Source organism: Enterococcus sp. HY326 (assembly GCF_026157065.1).
Lineage (GTDB): Bacteria > Bacillota > Bacilli > Lactobacillales > Enterococcaceae > HY326.
This window is the reverse complement of sequence record NZ_JANLGQ010000005.1, coordinates 138,860-155,975: the sequence shown is the minus strand read 5'-3', so window position 1 is coordinate 155,975 and position 17,116 is coordinate 138,860. Positions and strand designations below refer to the sequence as shown.

Sequence of the window (17,116 nt, the reverse complement as noted above, 5' to 3'; positions counted from 1 at the left end):
TGACTTAAATTACTTTACTTTATCTAAGCATGCTGGCTGAGATTTTACAAGTCGCCAAAGTTAAGCTAGAGAGGTGAGTTAGTTAAAAGTGCGCGTTAACAATCACGAATCTTGCATTAAAAATTAAAATAGCATAGAATGTGATTAGCCGGCTAACTACTTATAAAAAAGGAGGACAACAATTGTCGTATTTTAATTTTTCTGATAGACCTAGCATCGAAAGAATTCAGACGATAGCAAAACAATTCAATTTGGCAATCAATCCCGATTCCGTGCATTTATATTTGGATTTTCAACAGACTTTTCGCGAAGTGGAGCGAAGTTACAACCACATCTTAGAAAAATTTGATTTAAGTGAATCAAGATTCAGCATACTGATGTTTTTATCCTATGCAGAAAATGAACAATTGCTGCCTTCTAAAATTGCTCAGAAACTAAATGTTACCAGACCAACTGCTAGTAAATTAATCAAGGGAATGAATAAACAAGGATTAGTTACAGTTCATCAAGCGTCAGAAGACAAAAGAACCAGCTTCATTAAGTTAACAGCAGAGGGCAAAGAGCTGCTGCATAAATTTTTGCCTTATAATTATCAGGCAGTGGATGAACTTTTTGAAGATTTTACTGCAGCAGAAAGAGAGTTGTTCTCTGCTTTGTTAAAAAAATTGGCAAGTGGTAAAAATAAAATTCAAACCCTGGAGGATACAATCGATGGAACCAGCTAAAATTGACTTACTAGAAACCTATTTGAGTCTTTATATCAATCATTTTGAAGTGCTAAATAATTTAGATAAGGAAAATTCACCTTACGTTATTTTAGATGTACGAAATGCGCCTAAAGAAGTGAAGAAAGATCAGATAAAAGGGGCGCTCGCTTTACCTGCGAAAGACTTAGCTGCCCATTTAGATGAGTTAGATAAAGAGAAAATTTATGTGGTTTATGATTGGACAGCTGGCACTATCTTAGGGAAACAAGCATTGCTAATTCTACTAAAAGCTGGCTTCAAGGCCTATGAGCTTGGTGGAGCCTTAGAAGGCTGGAAGGGCATGAATTTGCCAATAGAAGCTCTGCAATAAGACACCACTTTTTTATACAAACAACCCGCTAATAAAAATTGGCGGGTTGTTTAGCTTATTCAAGCTAAGAAATTGCGAGATTTCAAAAAAAGAAAAGCTCTTCAAACTTTTTATCTAAGGCGATGCATAATAGTAAGGCGAGTTTTGCCGAGGGATAAAATTCTTCTTTTTCAATATTGCTGATTGTCTGGCGGGAGACGCCGACTAATTGCGCTAAATCAGATTGATTGAAGTTTTTTTCTGCACGGGCGACCTTGAGGCGATTGTGTAAAAGAAGCTCGTCTTTTTTCATAAGGGCCCCTGAAAATAAGCGTTAAGCAAGGCGATGCCAGCCACCATCAAAAATCCTGAAACAACATACAGCGCCCCTTGTTTAGAGAAAAAGTTGCTTTTTTGAAAACCGAAAGCGGCATATCCAAAAATATAAGCACCTATGCCAGCGACTAAGAGCCCCAGCATATCCAAATAATTTTGGTTAAAAATAATTTTGAGCAGAGTTATGATAGCAATTGAAATCAGTAAAAAGGCCCCGGTAGTTCCAATCGAAAAATCATTCAGCTGATTTTTTCTTTCATCTTGTTTGTCGTGTTGTGCTTTTTTCAAAATTTTCTCTTTATCCATTCTCCTCACCTCTCAATTCATTATAAATTAATTTTACAAAATGTAAAGAAAACTTATCAAATGTAATTTCGTAATTTAGTTGACTAAACAAAAAAGCCGCCAAAAATTAATTTGACGGACTGATTTGTAAAGCTTTTATTCCTCATCCTCTAAATAGACAGCTGTCCCGATTACTGCGGGCAATGCTTTGTCCATCATTGAAAAGGAAATTCCTAATACTGCGTTAGCGCCTAATTTTTCGGCATTTTTTTCTAAATCTAAAATCGCTTGGTCGAGATATTCAGAAATTGCGGTGATGCCCCGCAATGGCCGCAGCTTATCGTCGTAGCCGTAAACAATGCCCAAGTCTTTGACAACTTTTTTTCCTGGATAGGATGTCAACGTAGATGAAATCATAAAGCCTCCTGTGAACTTTGATGTATCAAGTATACCAAATAAAAACGGCTGTCATAGTATCGTTGCTAGAAAATAAATTGTTATAGCATAGTGAAATAAAAAAATCATGAGCAGAGTTGATTAGCTTTGGCTAAATGCCTGTCTGCAGTTTTAGTATCTTAAAACAAAAAAATCTTGACCTCCAGTAACCCGAGGCAGGTATGCTTTACGAAAGGACGTGATGAAATGAATTTTGTAAAATTAAATAATGGCCTTGAAATTCCTCAGCTTGGATTTGGTGTCTGCCGAATCCCTGATTTAAGTGAGTGTCAACAAGTTGTTGAAAAGGCAATTGAAACCGGCTATCGGCTGATTGACACGGCAGCCATCTATCAAAATGAATCTGCTGTCGGTCAGGCGATGAAGCAATCTGGCGTAGCCCGAGAAAAACTTTTTATCACATCAAAGCTTTGGATTGAAAATTTTGGTTATCAAGAGACGTTGCGGGCTTTTGATGAAACGCTAGCCAAATTGCAGACTGATTATTTGGATTTGTATCTTTTGCACTACCCTTTTGGCGATATTTTTGGTTCTTGGAGAGCTTTAACCGAGCTGTATCGGCAAGGCAAAATTCGCGCGCTCGGCGTGTCCAATTTTCCTAACGACCGACTGTTTGACCTGCTAGTAAATAGCGAGGTCAAACCCGCAGTTAATCAATTACAGACGCATCCATTTTTACAGCGGAAGTATGAAAGAAAATTTTTGCAGGAGAAGCAGATTTCTTTAGAGGCTTGGTCACCTTTTGCTGTTGGTCGGGATAATATTTTTAGTCATCCAGTCTTGGTAACTATCGCTAGCCATCATCAAAAGTCAGTAGCTCAGGTCATCTTACGTTGGCACCTGCAACATGGGACTATCGTTATTCCTAAAACCGTTCAGCCAAAACGAATGCAAGAGAATTTTTCCGTCTGGGATTTTCAATTAACTCCAGAAGAGCTGTCAGCAATTGCTCAGCTGGATCAACAAGATCAGACACAAACAACTGCCCTTGCTGAAATCGATGACAGAATTCGTGTTCAAAGTAAATTTATCTAAAAAAATAATGCCCCATTGATGACCAGATAAAAGTCAGTTCCTTAGACTAAGTTTAGTCATCTTGGGGTATTATTTTTACTGATGTTTTTTTCGAGGATTATGATTATCCGGAATTTCATGATTTAGAATTGATTTTTCATGTTCAATTTTTTGTCGCAGATAGGCCAAACGTTTTTGGGCTTCTTGAAGATTTTTTTCACCTTCTTCAATAAATCACTTGACCTCGGGTTACCCGAGGATGTTACCGTTATTGTACCAAATTTTTTAGGAGGATGAACATGCAATCTATTCAATTAAACAATGGCGTAACAATGCCCATTATCGGGTTTGGCACGTATCAAATTACTGACCCTCAGGAGTGTGAAACAGCTGTCTTGAACGCCATCGATGCCGGTTATCGCTTAATCGATACTGCTCAGGCTTATGGCAATGAAGTCGCAGTGGGCAATGCGCTAGCGAAAAGTCCAGTAAGGCGTGATGAATTATTTATCACAACGAAATTGTGGTTTCAAGATTATGAAACAACAGCTGCGGAAGAAAAATTAAACGAATCGTTAAAAAATCTGCAAACAGATTATCTCGATTTGGTTTTATTGCATTGGCCCTTTGGCAATACCTACGCTGCATATCGAGTCTTGGAAAAATTTTATCAAGCCGGTAAAATCAAAGCAATTGGCGTATCCAATTACGCAGAAAGCCAACTGATTGACCTGATTCATTTTAATGAAATTGTACCGGCAGTAAATCAAGTGGAAACTAATTTATATTCGCAGCAACTAGCAGCCAATCAATTAATGAAAAAATATCAAGTCGCTCACCAAGGCTACGCTCCCTTCGGGCAAAACTTGGAAAATTCAATGTTTGACGAACCCGCTTTAATCGAAATTGCGGAAAAATACCAAAAATCTCCTCGGCAAGTAGTGCTGAGATATTTTATTCAACTAGGTATTTCAGTTTTACCAAAGTCCACCCACAAAGAACGGATGGCGGAAAACATTGCGATTTTCGATTTCTCCTTAACAGAAAATGAAATCACACTGATAGCTTCCCTCGACAAAAATCGACCTTTAATTGGAAATCCGCAAGATCCTGAAAAGGTAACGGCAGCGATGACGTGGTAATCATTTTTTTTAAAAAGTTGTTCCTGCGGGGACGACTTTTTTTGTGGGATAAAGTCCTGAAACTTTTTTACTCAATAACCTTTCAGCCCACTTTGGTAATTTTTCTTCGTAGGATAAGCAAAGGTTAACAGCAGCAGGACCACTAAAACCGGAATCCAGCCACTGTATATAGATAAGTATGCTTGTTTGAGACTAAGAGAATTATTGATACTTGCCTGATTTAAATTGGCGCTCATCAATGAGGCAAAAATTGAAACGCCTAATACAGAACCAATCTGGCGCACAACGCTGATGACACTTTGTGAAGAGGTCAAGAGGGTGCCGTTTAAATTTGAAGCGGCTAATATATTGATGGGACCTGCGATAATTCCAAATCCAATCCCTAAAGCTAATATGGACAATGATAAATAAAAAGTTCCTATTGTACCGGTCAGCACTAAAAGAACATATGAAAGTAGGATACTTAGTAATCCAATAAAAATTAGCAATCGAGGTCCTAATTTATTAATTGCCAAACTACCTAAACCACCAAAGGCAAAAACAGTCAGTGACATTGGCAATAAGATAAGTGCGGCCTGTAATTCGGTATCTTGAAGGGCATTGGTTAAATAAGTTGGCAAAATAACGACCACACCAATATAGAAAAATTGTGCCACCAGAGCGACAATAACTGAAGTTGTAAAACTGCGAATTTTAAATAGTGCTAAATCAATCATCGGGGCCTTAGCTTTCCTTTCAACTTGGATAAATAAAATCCCCAATAGTAAGCTAGCGGTAAAACAAATGACAGACTTAAAATTTAAAATACCCCATTCGCGTACTTTAATCAGTGCCAACGTGAGGGAAAATAAAGCAAGCATTGAAATGCTGCTTCCTAAAAAATCAATTTTTATTTTTTCTGTGTTTTCTTTAAAAGTCAAAGCTGTCATGGATAAAAATATGGCAATTAAAACAATTGGAATATTGGTTAGGAAAATCCAATGCCAGCTCAACAGATCAGTTAAAATTCCACCTAGAGTTGGTCCAACAGCGGCGGCGCCACCTTGAGTCAATCCTAAAATCGCAATAATTTTGAAACGGTCACTCATTTTCCAAGCGGATATGCCAATCGTATTTCCTAATGGTAAAATAATTGCCGCTCCAATACTTGAAATAATTCTGCCAATGATCAATAAAGAAAAGGCAGGTGCGATGCCAGACAAGAAACTGCCGCTGGCGAAAAAAATTAATCCCAGAAGATAAATCTTATTCCTTCCGAAGATATCTCCCAATTTACTTAAAGGGATGGTGAGAGTCGCAAAAATGATGGTATAAATGTTCAGAGCCCAAGATAATTGTGTAAACTCAACTGCCAGACCTTTTTGAATGGCTGGCAAAGCGATATTCATAATAGTTGTATCTAGCATCACTAAAAAAATCCCCAGAGACATTGCTACTGTCGTTATCAATTTTTTATTCATCATCTTCCTCCAACGGATTGCTTGTTTTGTAATTTCATTTTATAAAACGAGTAAAAACTCATGTTTTGTTAACAGAAATAAATATATTCCTATTGATAATCAATGTCAATCGAAAAAGAAAAATAATTAAGCTGAGTTTTAACTCACAAATAATTGATAATTTCAAATGATAAGTATAGAATAGGATAAGAAAACAGGAGGAGACTTATGCAAAACGACAAGGTGACTCGAAAGCCAATCCAAAAAAGAGCGCTGGAGAAGAAGAATAAAATTCTCAAAACTGCCAAATATTTATTCTCAGAAAAAAACTATTTCGTTGTCTCAACAAACGAAATAGCGAAGGAAGCAGGGATTTCTATTGGCACGTTGTACTCCTATTATGCGAGTAAAGAGGAAATTCTTACGGATTTAGTGAAGGAGTACAATGACTCTTTTTATGTAATTTTCGAGAGAATCAATACATCTGAATCATTTGAACAATTCAAGCAAGATACTATCACTTGGTTACGGGAACTGTTGGTTCAACTGACAGAGGTGGAGGACAAAGAATTTCATTTACAAATCGAAATGCTTGCGGCCTCAATTCCGGAGGTTCGCTCAGTGGTCAAAGAGCACAAAGAAAAAATGCAGCACTTAACCTATGAACATTTTTTGTATTATGCTAATCAGACGGACACAGAAACGATGGAGGTTTTAGCGGTCATCTTGTTTGATTTCATCTCTGCCTTGGTGGACGAAGTTTTATATACAGAGCATTCTAAAAAAGAGCAGGACAAACTTAGAGAACAAGGAATTCAAGCTATTGATTTATTGATTAAACAATATATCGTCTAGCCTCCGTCAATGGAGATGACTTCGCTTAAAAAACTACATGAAGAGGATTGATTTATATAGGTGGCAGCGTAATGAAGCTACCCAAAATACTGCTGCTACTTCAATTAAATTTACGATGAGGGGTTAATCGGATGACAAAACGCTCCATTATATTTTTTCCAAAATTTGACAATCAAGCACTTATTAACCAGATTCGGAGTAAATATGATCCTTTGATTCAAGAGATTGCTCCGCATATTTCCCTGGTATTTCCTTTTGATTCAGACTTAACAACTGAGGAATTAACAGAACACATTACTGAAAGCATAAAGGGAACAACTGCATTCAAGGTTAAATTTAAATCATTTAGCGGCTCTGCTGTAGATGGCTTCATCTTTTTGGATTGCGTACGGGGCAATGATGAAATTATTAATTTTCACGACAGACTTTATACAGGTATTTTAGCCGGGGAGCTTTATAATGAGACCCCTTATTTCCCGCATATAACGGTGGGGCAGATCAAAGATTTAGAGAAATTTTCAAGTGTTGTCAAAAAATTGAATGAAGAATTTAAGACGGAAGAATTTACTTGTCTAATAGATACCCTCTACATTGAAACGATTGATAAAAATCAAAACTCAATTGTTGAAGCGAAGCTGACACTTGGATAGTTAGTACAAAAACAAACCCGCCAAATATTAGTTTGGCGGGCTGTTTCGGTTGCATAGTAGAAGTAAGCTTACGAAAATTTAAACAGGCTACTTTTTTCTCAAGGTAGACAAGGATGTAGAAGATAAAATTTAGCAAGGCTTAAGAGTTGTTAAGCTAGTCACTATGGTTGCAAACGCAAATTGCTACTCTGATTGAACTTTTTTTGATTAGGCAGACAGAGATTTATCTCGAGTAATCTCATTTCGATAAAATAAAAGGAACACCCCATCTAATATAAAATAATTTACACCATAAATGATAAGTGCCTGCGAAAAGCTCAACAAGTCCAAATAGCTCAGCAGAATTAAGGCAATGATGGCAATTCCATTTACGATAGTTGTTGCCAATAGCACGAGCTTTTCTTTTTCCAGTGACACGAGTGTTGCTTTGATGTTTTCGTAAAAAACGGTTGTAAAGATTGCCAAGCAGCCCAAGGAAACATAGCGGCCAAAGTTTTCGACAACTTGGGCATCTGTAGTAAATAACGAGCCGAAGGGTTGATAGCCGGCAATCAGCAGTCCTGCTATGAGCACATAGAAAAATACGGAAAGGCTTGAGGCGCCAAGCATATTTTGCTGTACTTTTTTATTATTTTTCTCACCATGTGCCTCGCTGATAAAGACAAACAGGCTGTTACTATACATAAAAGTCGGCATTTTTGCATAATTGATTCCTTGCATCAGCAAAGAGTAAGTCGTGAGGGCCAACACGCCGATTCTTGAGATAAGTGCCTCAAAAACGATGATGAACAAGACGCCTTCTAAAATTTCTTGAAACATTAACGGCGTTGCCCGCTTAAGAATATGTTTGATTTCAGTCGGCTTAGTTTTCAGGGCCGCAAAAAGCATTTTCCGGACTAAAAGAAGATACAAGATAACTGAAACAAATAAGGCAATCATTTCTGATAAACCCGCACCGACAATGCCAAGATTCGGGAAGAAGAAGGCACCGTTGATTAAGACATAGGATAAGAAGGCTTGTATAATTGAAGAAATGATGGAAACAACTAAAATGTAATTTGTTTTGCGTTCTACTTTTATCAAATTTGTTAGGGCAAAACTCAGCAACACTAACAAGATATAGGGAGACATACTAAAGAGATAGGCTTGGGCAATTGAAAATAATTCTCCTTCAAAATGATAGAGCGTTTTAAGAATAAAACTACTGCCCAACAGCAGAATGCCGATAGCCGCTCCACCAATCAGCAGACTGAGACAAATGATGGATGAAACAAGGTGCTGGAATTTCTCAGTATTTTTCTCGCCTAAGGCTTTTGAACTAATCATATTAAAGGCAACGGCGATGACCCCTAAAATTCCAGTGACTGAAAACAAAAAATTTGTCATCGTTGTGATTGCCGGGATATTTTCATAGGAAAGATTTCCGGCAAAAGCCAGAGCCAATTGACCAATCACCACTTGCATAATATTGCCCGCCAATAAAGGCAGGGCAAACTTGTTTAACTCAACAATAATCTTTTTCATTTCACTTCCAACTTTTTCTGTAAATTAGCACGTTTGAATTATTATACCTTAAACGGAATTTTCTTTTCAGAATGTTGAGGAAAAATTGTGTCCGTTATATAGTGGCTTTAAGGTGATGGGGGATTTGTGTGCTACTGGACATGGAGAAAAACGAACTTTCAATATGATATAATTTAAAGCAACAAAAAATGTAGCTTCAAGGGAAATTATTCAGTCAGCTGCAAGGATTTTACTGGAAAATGGAATAATTTTTATTGCTGGAAAAATTTGTTGCTGAGACTGGTTTAGTTAAATTAAAAACAAATCGAAGTTTGTTGGATATGATTGGAGTGAATGAATTGGAAAATACTAAAGTGAAATTGAAAATTGAAGTTCCCAAAAGGGATGAATACTTGGCCTTAAGAAAATCCGGCGGCCTGTCCACAAGATCTCTAGCTGGGGCAGAAATCGGGCTGGCTAATAGTCTTTACAGCGTGTGCTTGCGGGAGGCTGAAACGGATAAATTGATTGGCATGGGCCGGATTATTGGAGATGGTGGTACCAGCTATCAAATCGTCGATATTGTTGTCGACCCGCTGTTTCAACAGCAAGGTCTCGGGAAACTCATCATGAAACATCTAATGGTGTATATCACAGAAGAAGCAGACGCCCAAGCCTACATTTCATTAATCGCAGATGGAAAGGCCAGCAAACTTTATGAACAGTTTGGTTTTATCGAAACCAAACCGCAAAGTTCGGGCATGTATTATAAACGTTAGTTGACGGGGAAATTAATTTTGGGAAAAGGTATGCGGAAGGAACAATCAAATTAAAAACTTGCTTCATTTATTTGGTAGCAGTTTTAGAAGCACTCCCGATTTTTTTCAAAGAAATAATTTTTTCAAATTTATTACAAGGACTGGCTGTCTTTTGATGACAGCCGCCAAGTCTATTTGTCAGACAATCTCTCAAAATTATATTTTGCAAAAAAATAGCGACCTCCAAGAGCTAGACTAAACACCTAACTTTTGGAGGTCGCTTTATTCTACAAGTTGACGGAAATTTTTGTTATCCGCATATTTCGACAGCAGAGATTAATAATTTCGCAACCTTTAAGCTAGCCCTTCAAGAATTTCACGCAGTGTTGGAGCTTTGCCATCTTTTTCGGAAACTTGATTAAGATCATTTGGATCAAGAGGAATTGGCCAATCAATTCCTAGCTCTGGATCTAATGGCGTCAAGGCAACGCCAGCCATTCCCGGTTGCCACTCATTGTCAAAGAAGTATAAGTATTCGGTATCCTCATCAAGAGCTTGGAAACCATTGCAGACTCCTTGAGGAACAAAAACTTGCACGCCGGGTGTTAATTGAACGGTGACAACAGCGCCGAGGGTTTTGCTATTAGGGCGAGTGTCAACATAGACGCCAAAAGCTGAACCATGGGCGACAGTTACCAATTTCGCCATTGCTTCGCCATGGAGGCCGCGGACAGCACCACGTTTTGTTCGGGTTAAGTTTACTTGTTTCCAAGCAGTGACGGAATCTGGTAAGAAGGCTGAGTAGCTGCTTTGGCGGTATAATTCCCGCACAGTACCGCGGTCATCTGTCACCATTTTTGCACTAATAATTTGCAGACCCTCAATTTGAGAACCTGAGTTTGCTAATTCGTCAATATGAAATACCATTTGGACACCTCTATTTTTTATTTTGTAAATCGTTAGAACTATCTGCAGCTCTGGAGGATTTTATCTGATAGAAAACTTTTTTCTAACAAGCCAAGCTGATAAGTTCTTAAAAATATTGTACCAAAAATTTCTTTTGAAGGGATGTTAGAAAATCAGCTAAAAGATTTTTGATAGCTGACGAGGCAACTCAGCAGTTTTGTTTGTCAAACTTTTGCAACTAAAAACCTGCTATAATAACCTTGAAGGCAGGTGTTGAAGATGGACAGTGCATTGAGATTACGTTTGGCTGAAGAAAATGACAGCTTAAAAATTTTTTCTCAATCAGAAATCATGGATTTGTTAAATGAGTCTAGGTTAGTTGCGAAGCTGACTAGCATTGAGCAGAAAAATTTTTTGAGTCGCATTTGGACGCTGCTTGGTTTAGCTGAAATTCCTAGCGCCTTTGAACTAGATTATACGAAAGAGTTGCTTCATTTTATCAATAAACAGATAGCCACAGAAGCGGGTTTTTCCTACACAGGAAAAGTCGCTGACATTGTTCCCTGTTACAATGTTATGCTCTTTGAAGCCTATTGTCGTCTATGTTTGGCTCATTCAAAAGAAGCTCAAGCAGCTCTTCAATGGATTAAAAATTATCAAGTGTTTGACCGCAGCAGTGAGACTACTTGGCCTTATGATGGGATTTGCAAACATGGCGGTTGCATGAAAAAGGTGCCGTGTTTTATCGGCATCGGCAAAACTGTACGGGCCTTAATCACCTATCAAAATTTTGCAGAAGAGCCAGAGGTCACTCAGTTAATTCAACAGGGATTAGATTATATGCTGGAGCATCACATGTTTCTGCGTCTAAGCAATCAAAAGCCGATTAGCAGCCATATCACAGACTTGATGTTTCCCCAAAGCTATGTGCTGTCATTTACAGATATTATTTATATTCTTGGCAAAACCAACAGTTGGCACCGGCCTGAGGTTTTGCCAGTCAGACAATTATTAATGGAAAAACAAACCAAAACTGGCGGTTGGAAAATTGATTACAGTTATACTTATGCAGGCTATGTGCCCTTTGATACTAAGCGAAAAGATTCAGAGTGGCTCACAAATTTGTTTGAGAGCTGGTTAGGCGCCCAGCCATTTGAAAATTGAAGTGGCTAGTGAAGTTAGATTTTTTATCGAATTAGGCTGGCAGAAGGAAAAAATTTGTGCAGTTGCTGATGGGGCAGCTGCACTTTTTTAATAATGCCAGCTTTTCTTTTTAGTAGGAAAAATAAATCCACGTTCATCAACGTACTCATAAGTCAGCTCTGCTGCGCCTTCCTCAGCTTCTGTTTCATCAAGCTTTAAGTTATCTAGCCATTGATAATAATGCTGCACTTCATGACTAATGCTTTCTAAAGTAGTATAAATTGCATTGTCTTTGCCCTGCTCTTTTACTAATGAAAAGAAATCGCCGGTGGAAATGTTCATTTGCGCATGTTCAAAGGGGGAAAATGGCAGAAAAATAGTTGCGGCATTTTTGGTGCCGTCTTCTTTGTTTCTGATAAAATTTGCACCAGTCACATTGAGGTAAATCACTCTAGGAAAATCATAATTAGCTTCCAGCCAATCAACAAAATTGCAGATTTCTTTTGCAACAAAAGTGTTAGTTGAAGGTTTTATTTGAATATTTATCATCAGGTGTCTTCCCTTCTAATCAATTAATTTCATTTTAATGAGACCTTTTCAGAAATAAAATCGATTCTGCTAACGATTTTCTTGCATCTTTGATGGATTCATCTGACATTAATGTGAGGTTGGTATAGCTGCTGTAGATTTTGCTAAGGAAAAATAGTAAGAAAGTTGAAATCTGGAAAGTTTTCGCTTTTTTTCAGGAAAGCGTTTCTATTTCTTTGAAGTTTGATTATAATTAAAAGAAAAAAGGAGTCTAGCGTATGAAAGCATTAGTTTTAACGGCAAAAGAAAACATGAGCCTTCAAGAATTACCAACTCCAACAATTACTGATCAAGAGGTACTGCTAAAAGTAAAATACTGTGGTGTCTGTGGAACGGACGTGCATATTTTCCACGGGGAGCCGGGATCAGCTGAGGTAACACCACCGATTGTTTTGGGACATGAATTTTCTGGCGAAGTCATTGAAGTTGGGGCCGAGGTTACCACTTTGGCAGTGGGCGACCATGTGGCGGTTGATCCAAATATTTATTGCGGAAAATGTCGTTATTGTCGGGATGGCCGCGTACAATTGTGTGAAAATTTGTCGGCGGTCGGTGTGACGAGAAATGGCGGCATGGCGGAATTTTGTAACGTGCCGGAAACCGCTTGTTTGAAAATTTCCCCAGAGTTACCGTTTGAAATCGGGGCAATGGTTGAGCCCTTGAGCTGTGTGCTGCATGGATTTGATCAAATTGCGCCAATCACTGCGGACAAAAAAGTATTGGTGATTGGGGCCGGCTTCATCGGGTCCCTCTTTATACAGATGGTACAGCAAAAAGGCGCCATTTGGGTGGATGCCTGTGAACCCAATCAGCAAAAGCATCAATTGTTAACTGAAATGGGCGTGAAAAATATTTTTGCAGACCTTGGCGATATTGCAGACGGCTATGATTTGATTATCGAATGCGTCGGTAAAAAGCAGACTTGTGAAAAGGCTGTTGAGCTGGCGAATAAGGGCGCAGAATTATTATTCTTTGGCGTGCCGTCACCGGGGACAAAAATTGAAATCTCAGCCCATGCAATTTTCCAAAAAGAATTAAAAATTGTCGGCTCCTTTATCAATCCCTTTACGTTAAATGAAGCGGTTGACTTATTAAATAGCGGAGCGATTGATGTAAAATCGCTGCTTTCTCATCAGCTGACGTTAGCGGAAGTGCCGGATTTACTGGCAGATTACGGAAAGTATGGCGTGACAAAAGCGATTATCCGTTTATAAAAAAACTGGGCTTCATTGAGAATGTTGCGCCACTTGTTCTATTTTCGAGGCAAGTTAGGCTAATAGTTACAGTCCTTGTTGGTAATTAAAAAAATATTTGCTAGGCCACCTGAATCAAGGTGGCCTGTTTGATTTTTCTATATGAGAATAAAATTAGAAAATTAAATTTACAGTGAGAATTAAACGAGGTATACTTATTTATAAAAATTCATGGAGGGGCATATGGCAGAAAAAATTCAAATGGTGGCGGGTCAGCTAGTGACTCCCAAAGAACCAATTATTCCCTATATTGAAGGTGATGGTGTGGGGCCAGAGATTTGGCAGCAAGCCCAAAAAGTTTTAGATGAGGCAGTGGCCATTGCCTATCAGGGAGAAAGAAAAATCAGCTGGCAAAAATTATTAGCTGGAGAAGCGGCCTTTGTGGAAACCGGTCAGTGGCTGCCACCTGAGACGATTGATATTATTGATGACTGTCTAGTAGCCATCAAAGGTCCCTTGGCAACACCGATTGGTGAAGGCATTCGCTCATTAAATGTTGCATTAAGACAGGCATTGGATTTATATGCCTGTGTGCGGCCAGTCCGTTATTTTCCGGGAGTTCCTTCGCCTTTGCGCCACCCAGAGCAGGTTGCTGTGACGGTATTTCGGGAAAATACGGAAGATATTTACGCCGGCATCGAATTTGCTGCTGAATCTCCGGAAGCTAATGAGTTGATTGCTTTTTTAAAAGAAAGTTTTGCTGTCGATAAAATTCGTTTTCCTGAAACGAGTGCAGTGGGCATCAAGCCAGTGTCGATTGAAGGCACTCAGCGTTTAGTTAGAAGTGCGATGGAGTATGCTGTCAGTCAAAATAAAAAAGTGGTGACCCTCGTTCATAAAGGCAATATCATGAAGTTTACCGAGGGCGGATTTCGTAAATGGGGCTACGAATTAATCGCAGCAGAATATGGCGATAAAACTTTTTCTATGCGGGAGTACGAAAAAATAAAAAAAGCTGCTGGCAAAGCTGAGGCTGAGAAAGAAAAAGCAGCCGCTTTAAAGAGCGGCAAGATTTTAATCAACGACATTATTACCGATAATTTTTTACAGCAGATGCTCTTAGCACCACAAGATTATCAAGTGGTCGCCACTTTGAATTTGAATGGTGATTATATTTCGGATGCATTAGCTGCCACAGTAGGGGGCATCGGAATTTCCCCTGGCGGCAATATCAATTACCAAAATGGTCATGCCATCTTTGAGGCCACCCACGGAACTGCCCCTAATATTGCGGGCTTAAATGAAGCGAATCCGTCTTCTGTGATTCTTTCTGGAGTTCTATTGTTGGAATATATTGGCTGGCGGGAAGCAGCTCAGCTGATTGAAGTAGCGCTGGAACAAACAATCACTGAGAAATATGTAACGAAGGATTTTGCTGACTTGATGGCTGATGCTCATGAAGTTGGCACCGCTGAGTTTGGCGCAAGAATTATCGCAGCCATGGATTCTTAAAAATAAAAAACCAAACCGCTTTTTAGAATTTTTCTTCTAATATGAGAAGGGAAATTCTTAGCGGTTTGGTTTTTTTATTGAAGCATTTAAACAGACAGTGGCATTAAGCCAAAAACAATGCCAATCAGGACATAGACGATGAAAATTCCGATGGCAATCACGGCGCTTTTCCGCTGCCATTGGCCCATGTCAACGTTAGTCATTCGCAATAGTACATAAATAAATGGAACGAGTGGACTTAATAAATGGAAGGCTTGACCCATTAAAGAAGCAAAACCTAATTGCAGTGGCGTAAAACCATATTCAATTCCTGATTCTGCTAAGACCGGTAAGACTCCGTAATAAAAGGCGTCGTTGGATAGGAAAAAGGTCCCTGGAGCAGATAACAAGGCGACAATTAATCCCCAATAATGGCTCAGGCTTTCTGGAATAATTGCCGTCATGCTGGTGGCAATCGCTGAATTCATGCCAGTGCCAGATAAAATTCCCATAAAAATTCCCGCTGAAATAACTACCATCGCTACTTGACCAGCGTCAGGTAAATTGGCTTCAATCCGAGCCCGCTGATCCTTCAAGTCGGGATAATTAATCATCAAACCAAGAGCGGTGCCGGCAATAAATAAAATTGCCGAAGGGATGATTCCCCAAATTAATAGGATAATCACCAGAGCTGTTAAAATAAAATTAATCCAGAGTAGTTTCGGCCGACGCATAGCTAAAATTTCTGGGTCGGTGATGGTCGTCATTTCAAAAAGATGCTCATCGGTAAACTCTAAAATGTCTAAGCGTTTGCGCTCCTTGCGCCCCATGATGTAGGCTACGACCAACATGTAAATGGTTGCCGCAATAATCATCGGGACTAAGCCTTGTAAAACTTCAGACTCATTTAAATTTAAAACGGTGATTACCCGAGCAGTCGGTCCACCCCAAGGCAATAAATTTAAAACGGAATGGGATAAAATGGTTAAGACGGCCAAGTCCAACATGCTCATGTTTAATTTTTTATAGATGGGGACAAAGGCGGAACAAACAATAATCATGGTGGTTGTGCCGTCACCGTTTAACGAAACTCCCGCGGAAAGGGCGACAGTTGCCATCATCACCTTTAATGGATCACCTTTGGCATAACGAATCATGGCGTTGGATAAAGGGTCAAATAATCCCGCATCAATCATCAACGTGAAAAACAAGACCGCAAACAACAGCATTATGGCAGTCGTGCTAGTTGTCTGCAAGCCTTCTAAGGCCGCTTCTCCTAAATTAACATCCCACAGTCCGACCAGTTGCCCAATCACTCCAAAAACGATGGGAACGACCGCAAGAGCCGCAAAGGGACTTAACTTTTTCGTCATAATTAAAATTAAAAAAACCGCCACTAGGGCGTAGGCCATCAAAGCGACCATTAGCAACACTCCTTTTTGTTTTATTAGAAAAGAATTAGAAAAATTATAGCACGATAAGTATTGGAGGGTAAATGGCAAATGGAGGGGGCAGAAAAATAATTTTTCATTTTTAACAAAGCATGTCAGGAGTGACTTTCAGCATGAATTTTGATAGTAGAAATCTACATTTTATTAATTTTGCTTATTAAGTTAATCTTATTAAAATTGCTAAAATGTTTAGCTTACTAAGTTGATTTTTTTCAAGGTAGTCATTCAGTTTATCTGACAATTTTTTTGAAGGCAGAAAAAAAGCCAGCCGCAGCTGACTTTTTATTTTTTTTCCACACAAAACAAAATCGGTGGAGAATTTTTTTGATTGATAAATTGGTATTTTAAAACGTTGAATTGTTCCTGCGGCAGATTTTCGCAGAAATTTTCGACGGTGGCCAATTCCTCGGGTCCACCGGGATGGCCGTAATAGGCGACAATAATCAGACGGCCCTTGCTTTTTAAACGCCGCAGACAACTGGTTAACGCAATTTTAGTAGTCTCCGGCAGGGTGATAATGTTTTTATCGCTCTTAGGTAAGTAGCCGAGGTTAAAAATTGCGGCGGTCAGTTGAACATTCTCCGCTAAAGTTTGGTCAATCGTTTCATGCCCTTTTAAATATAATTGGCTTTGAGGTAACAGTTCTTTTTCTGCCAAACGTTTTTTAGTATTTTCGACAGCCAGAGCCTGCAGGTCAAAACCGTATACGTGACCGCTTGCTCCGACTAACTCAGCCAATAAAGCAGTATCATTGCCGTTTCCCATCGTGCCATCTAAGGCTGAATCGCCCGGTTGCAACACTTCCTTCAATAAAAGGTGGCTGTAACGCATTGCAGTTAATAACATTTTT

General features: G+C 39.0%; 19 protein-coding genes. 10 read left to right on the top strand and 9 right to left on the bottom strand.

Annotated elements, in window-relative coordinates:
• Positions 1 to 182: 182 nt before the first annotated feature.
• Positions 183 to 725 (top strand): MarR family winged helix-turn-helix transcriptional regulator, encoded by a 543-nt coding sequence (locus tag ORH16_RS13485; protein WP_265459372.1) that lies wholly within the window; start codon positions 183 to 185, stop codon positions 723 to 725.
• Positions 712 to 1,077 carry a rhodanese-like domain-containing protein gene (locus ORH16_RS13480; protein WP_265459371.1) on the top strand — a complete coding sequence of 122 codons (366 nt, stop codon included), beginning with the start codon at positions 712 to 714 and terminating at the stop codon, positions 1,075 to 1,077. Before ORH16_RS13485 ends, ORH16_RS13480 begins: the two co-directional genes overlap by 14 nt.
• An 82-nt stretch (positions 1,078 to 1,159) precedes the next feature.
• On the opposite strand, the gene ORH16_RS13475 is transcribed toward ORH16_RS13480, so the two are convergent.
• The 3 genes from ORH16_RS13475 to ORH16_RS13465 form a co-directional block, all read right to left on the bottom strand.
• Complete coding sequence (locus ORH16_RS13475; protein ID WP_265459370.1) at positions 1,160 to 1,369, bottom strand: helix-turn-helix transcriptional regulator; 210 nt, start codon at positions 1,367 to 1,369, stop codon at positions 1,160 to 1,162.
• Positions 1,366 to 1,698: a DUF6442 family protein gene (locus ORH16_RS13470; RefSeq protein ID WP_265459369.1), complete on the bottom strand. Its 333-nt coding sequence runs from the start codon at positions 1,696 to 1,698 to the stop codon at positions 1,366 to 1,368. Before ORH16_RS13470 ends, ORH16_RS13475 begins: the two co-directional genes overlap by 4 nt.
• A 135-nt stretch (positions 1,699 to 1,833) precedes the next feature.
• On the bottom strand, positions 1,834 to 2,094 hold the full coding sequence (locus ORH16_RS13465; RefSeq protein ID WP_265459368.1) for a heavy metal-binding domain-containing protein: 261 nt from the start codon (positions 2,092 to 2,094) through the stop codon (positions 1,834 to 1,836).
• 225 nt (positions 2,095 to 2,319) lie between these two features.
• Here ORH16_RS13465 and ORH16_RS13460 point away from each other — a divergent pair, with 225 nt between their 5' ends.
• Entirely contained in the window at positions 2,320 to 3,168 is an 849-nt protein-coding gene (locus ORH16_RS13460) for an aldo/keto reductase (RefSeq protein ID WP_265459367.1), read from the top strand.
• Between the two features lie 278 nt (positions 3,169 to 3,446).
• A complete protein-coding gene (locus tag ORH16_RS13455; protein ID WP_265459366.1) occupies positions 3,447 to 4,289 on the top strand; it encodes an aldo/keto reductase in 843 nt (280 codons plus the stop codon).
• Positions 4,290 to 4,360: 71 nt separating this feature from the next.
• Here ORH16_RS13455 and ORH16_RS13450 read toward each other — a convergent pair whose 3' ends face one another.
• Positions 4,361 to 5,749: an MFS transporter gene (locus tag ORH16_RS13450; RefSeq protein ID WP_265459365.1), complete on the bottom strand. Its 1,389-nt coding sequence runs from the start codon at positions 5,747 to 5,749 to the stop codon at positions 4,361 to 4,363.
• A 207-nt stretch (positions 5,750 to 5,956) separates the two neighbouring features.
• On the opposite strand from ORH16_RS13450, the gene ORH16_RS13445 reads away from it, so the two are divergent.
• Complete coding sequence (locus tag ORH16_RS13445; RefSeq protein ID WP_265459364.1) at positions 5,957 to 6,583, top strand: TetR/AcrR family transcriptional regulator; 627 nt, start codon at positions 5,957 to 5,959, stop codon at positions 6,581 to 6,583.
• 131 nt (positions 6,584 to 6,714) lie between these two features.
• A complete protein-coding gene (locus ORH16_RS13440) occupies positions 6,715 to 7,233 on the top strand; it encodes a 2'-5' RNA ligase family protein (protein ID WP_265459363.1) in 519 nt (172 codons plus the stop codon).
• Positions 7,234 to 7,440: 207 nt separating this feature from the next.
• Here the strand turns inward: ORH16_RS13440 and ORH16_RS13435 are convergent, their stop codons facing one another.
• On the bottom strand, positions 7,441 to 8,757 hold the full coding sequence (locus ORH16_RS13435) for an MATE family efflux transporter (protein ID WP_265459362.1): 1,317 nt from the start codon (positions 8,755 to 8,757) through the stop codon (positions 7,441 to 7,443).
• 329 nt (positions 8,758 to 9,086) lie between these two features.
• Here ORH16_RS13435 and ORH16_RS13430 point away from each other — a divergent pair, with 329 nt between their 5' ends.
• The gene (locus tag ORH16_RS13430; RefSeq protein ID WP_265459568.1) at positions 9,087 to 9,515 is read left to right on the top strand and encodes a GNAT family N-acetyltransferase; all 429 of its coding nucleotides are present in this window, start codon (positions 9,087 to 9,089) and stop codon (positions 9,513 to 9,515) included.
• 333 nt (positions 9,516 to 9,848) lie between these two features.
• On the opposite strand, the gene ORH16_RS13425 is transcribed toward ORH16_RS13430, so the two are convergent.
• Positions 9,849 to 10,421, bottom strand: a complete 573-nt coding sequence (locus tag ORH16_RS13425) for a dTDP-4-dehydrorhamnose 3,5-epimerase family protein (protein WP_265459361.1) — start codon at positions 10,419 to 10,421, stop codon at positions 9,849 to 9,851.
• 258 nt (positions 10,422 to 10,679) lie between these two features.
• On the opposite strand from ORH16_RS13425, the gene ORH16_RS13420 reads away from it, so the two are divergent.
• Entirely contained in the window at positions 10,680 to 11,564 is an 885-nt protein-coding gene (locus ORH16_RS13420; protein ID WP_265459360.1) for a hypothetical protein, read from the top strand.
• Between the two features lie 87 nt (positions 11,565 to 11,651).
• Here ORH16_RS13420 and ORH16_RS13415 read toward each other — a convergent pair whose 3' ends face one another.
• Complete coding sequence (locus ORH16_RS13415; RefSeq protein WP_265459359.1) at positions 11,652 to 12,092, bottom strand: hypothetical protein; 441 nt, start codon at positions 12,090 to 12,092, stop codon at positions 11,652 to 11,654.
• A 257-nt stretch (positions 12,093 to 12,349) separates the two neighbouring features.
• On the opposite strand from ORH16_RS13415, the gene ORH16_RS13410 reads away from it, so the two are divergent.
• Together ORH16_RS13410 and icd are read left to right on the top strand one after the other, a co-directional pair.
• Positions 12,350 to 13,345: a zinc-dependent alcohol dehydrogenase family protein gene (locus tag ORH16_RS13410; RefSeq protein WP_265459358.1), complete on the top strand. Its 996-nt coding sequence runs from the start codon at positions 12,350 to 12,352 to the stop codon at positions 13,343 to 13,345.
• A 222-nt stretch (positions 13,346 to 13,567) separates the two neighbouring features.
• Positions 13,568 to 14,836: an NADP-dependent isocitrate dehydrogenase gene (gene icd / locus ORH16_RS13405; RefSeq protein ID WP_265459357.1), complete on the top strand. Its 1,269-nt coding sequence runs from the start codon at positions 13,568 to 13,570 to the stop codon at positions 14,834 to 14,836.
• 86 nt (positions 14,837 to 14,922) lie between these two features.
• Here the strand turns inward: icd and ORH16_RS13400 are convergent, their stop codons facing one another.
• Together ORH16_RS13400 and ORH16_RS13395 are read right to left on the bottom strand one after the other, a co-directional pair.
• Positions 14,923 to 16,239, bottom strand: a complete 1,317-nt coding sequence (locus ORH16_RS13400) for a CitMHS family transporter (protein WP_265459356.1) — start codon at positions 16,237 to 16,239, stop codon at positions 14,923 to 14,925.
• A gap of 309 nt (positions 16,240 to 16,548) precedes the next feature.
• Positions 16,549 to 17,112, bottom strand: coding sequence for a tRNA (mnm(5)s(2)U34)-methyltransferase (locus ORH16_RS13395; protein ID WP_265459355.1), 564 nt, complete (start codon positions 17,110 to 17,112; stop codon positions 16,549 to 16,551).
• Positions 17,113 to 17,116 lie beyond the last annotated feature (4 nt).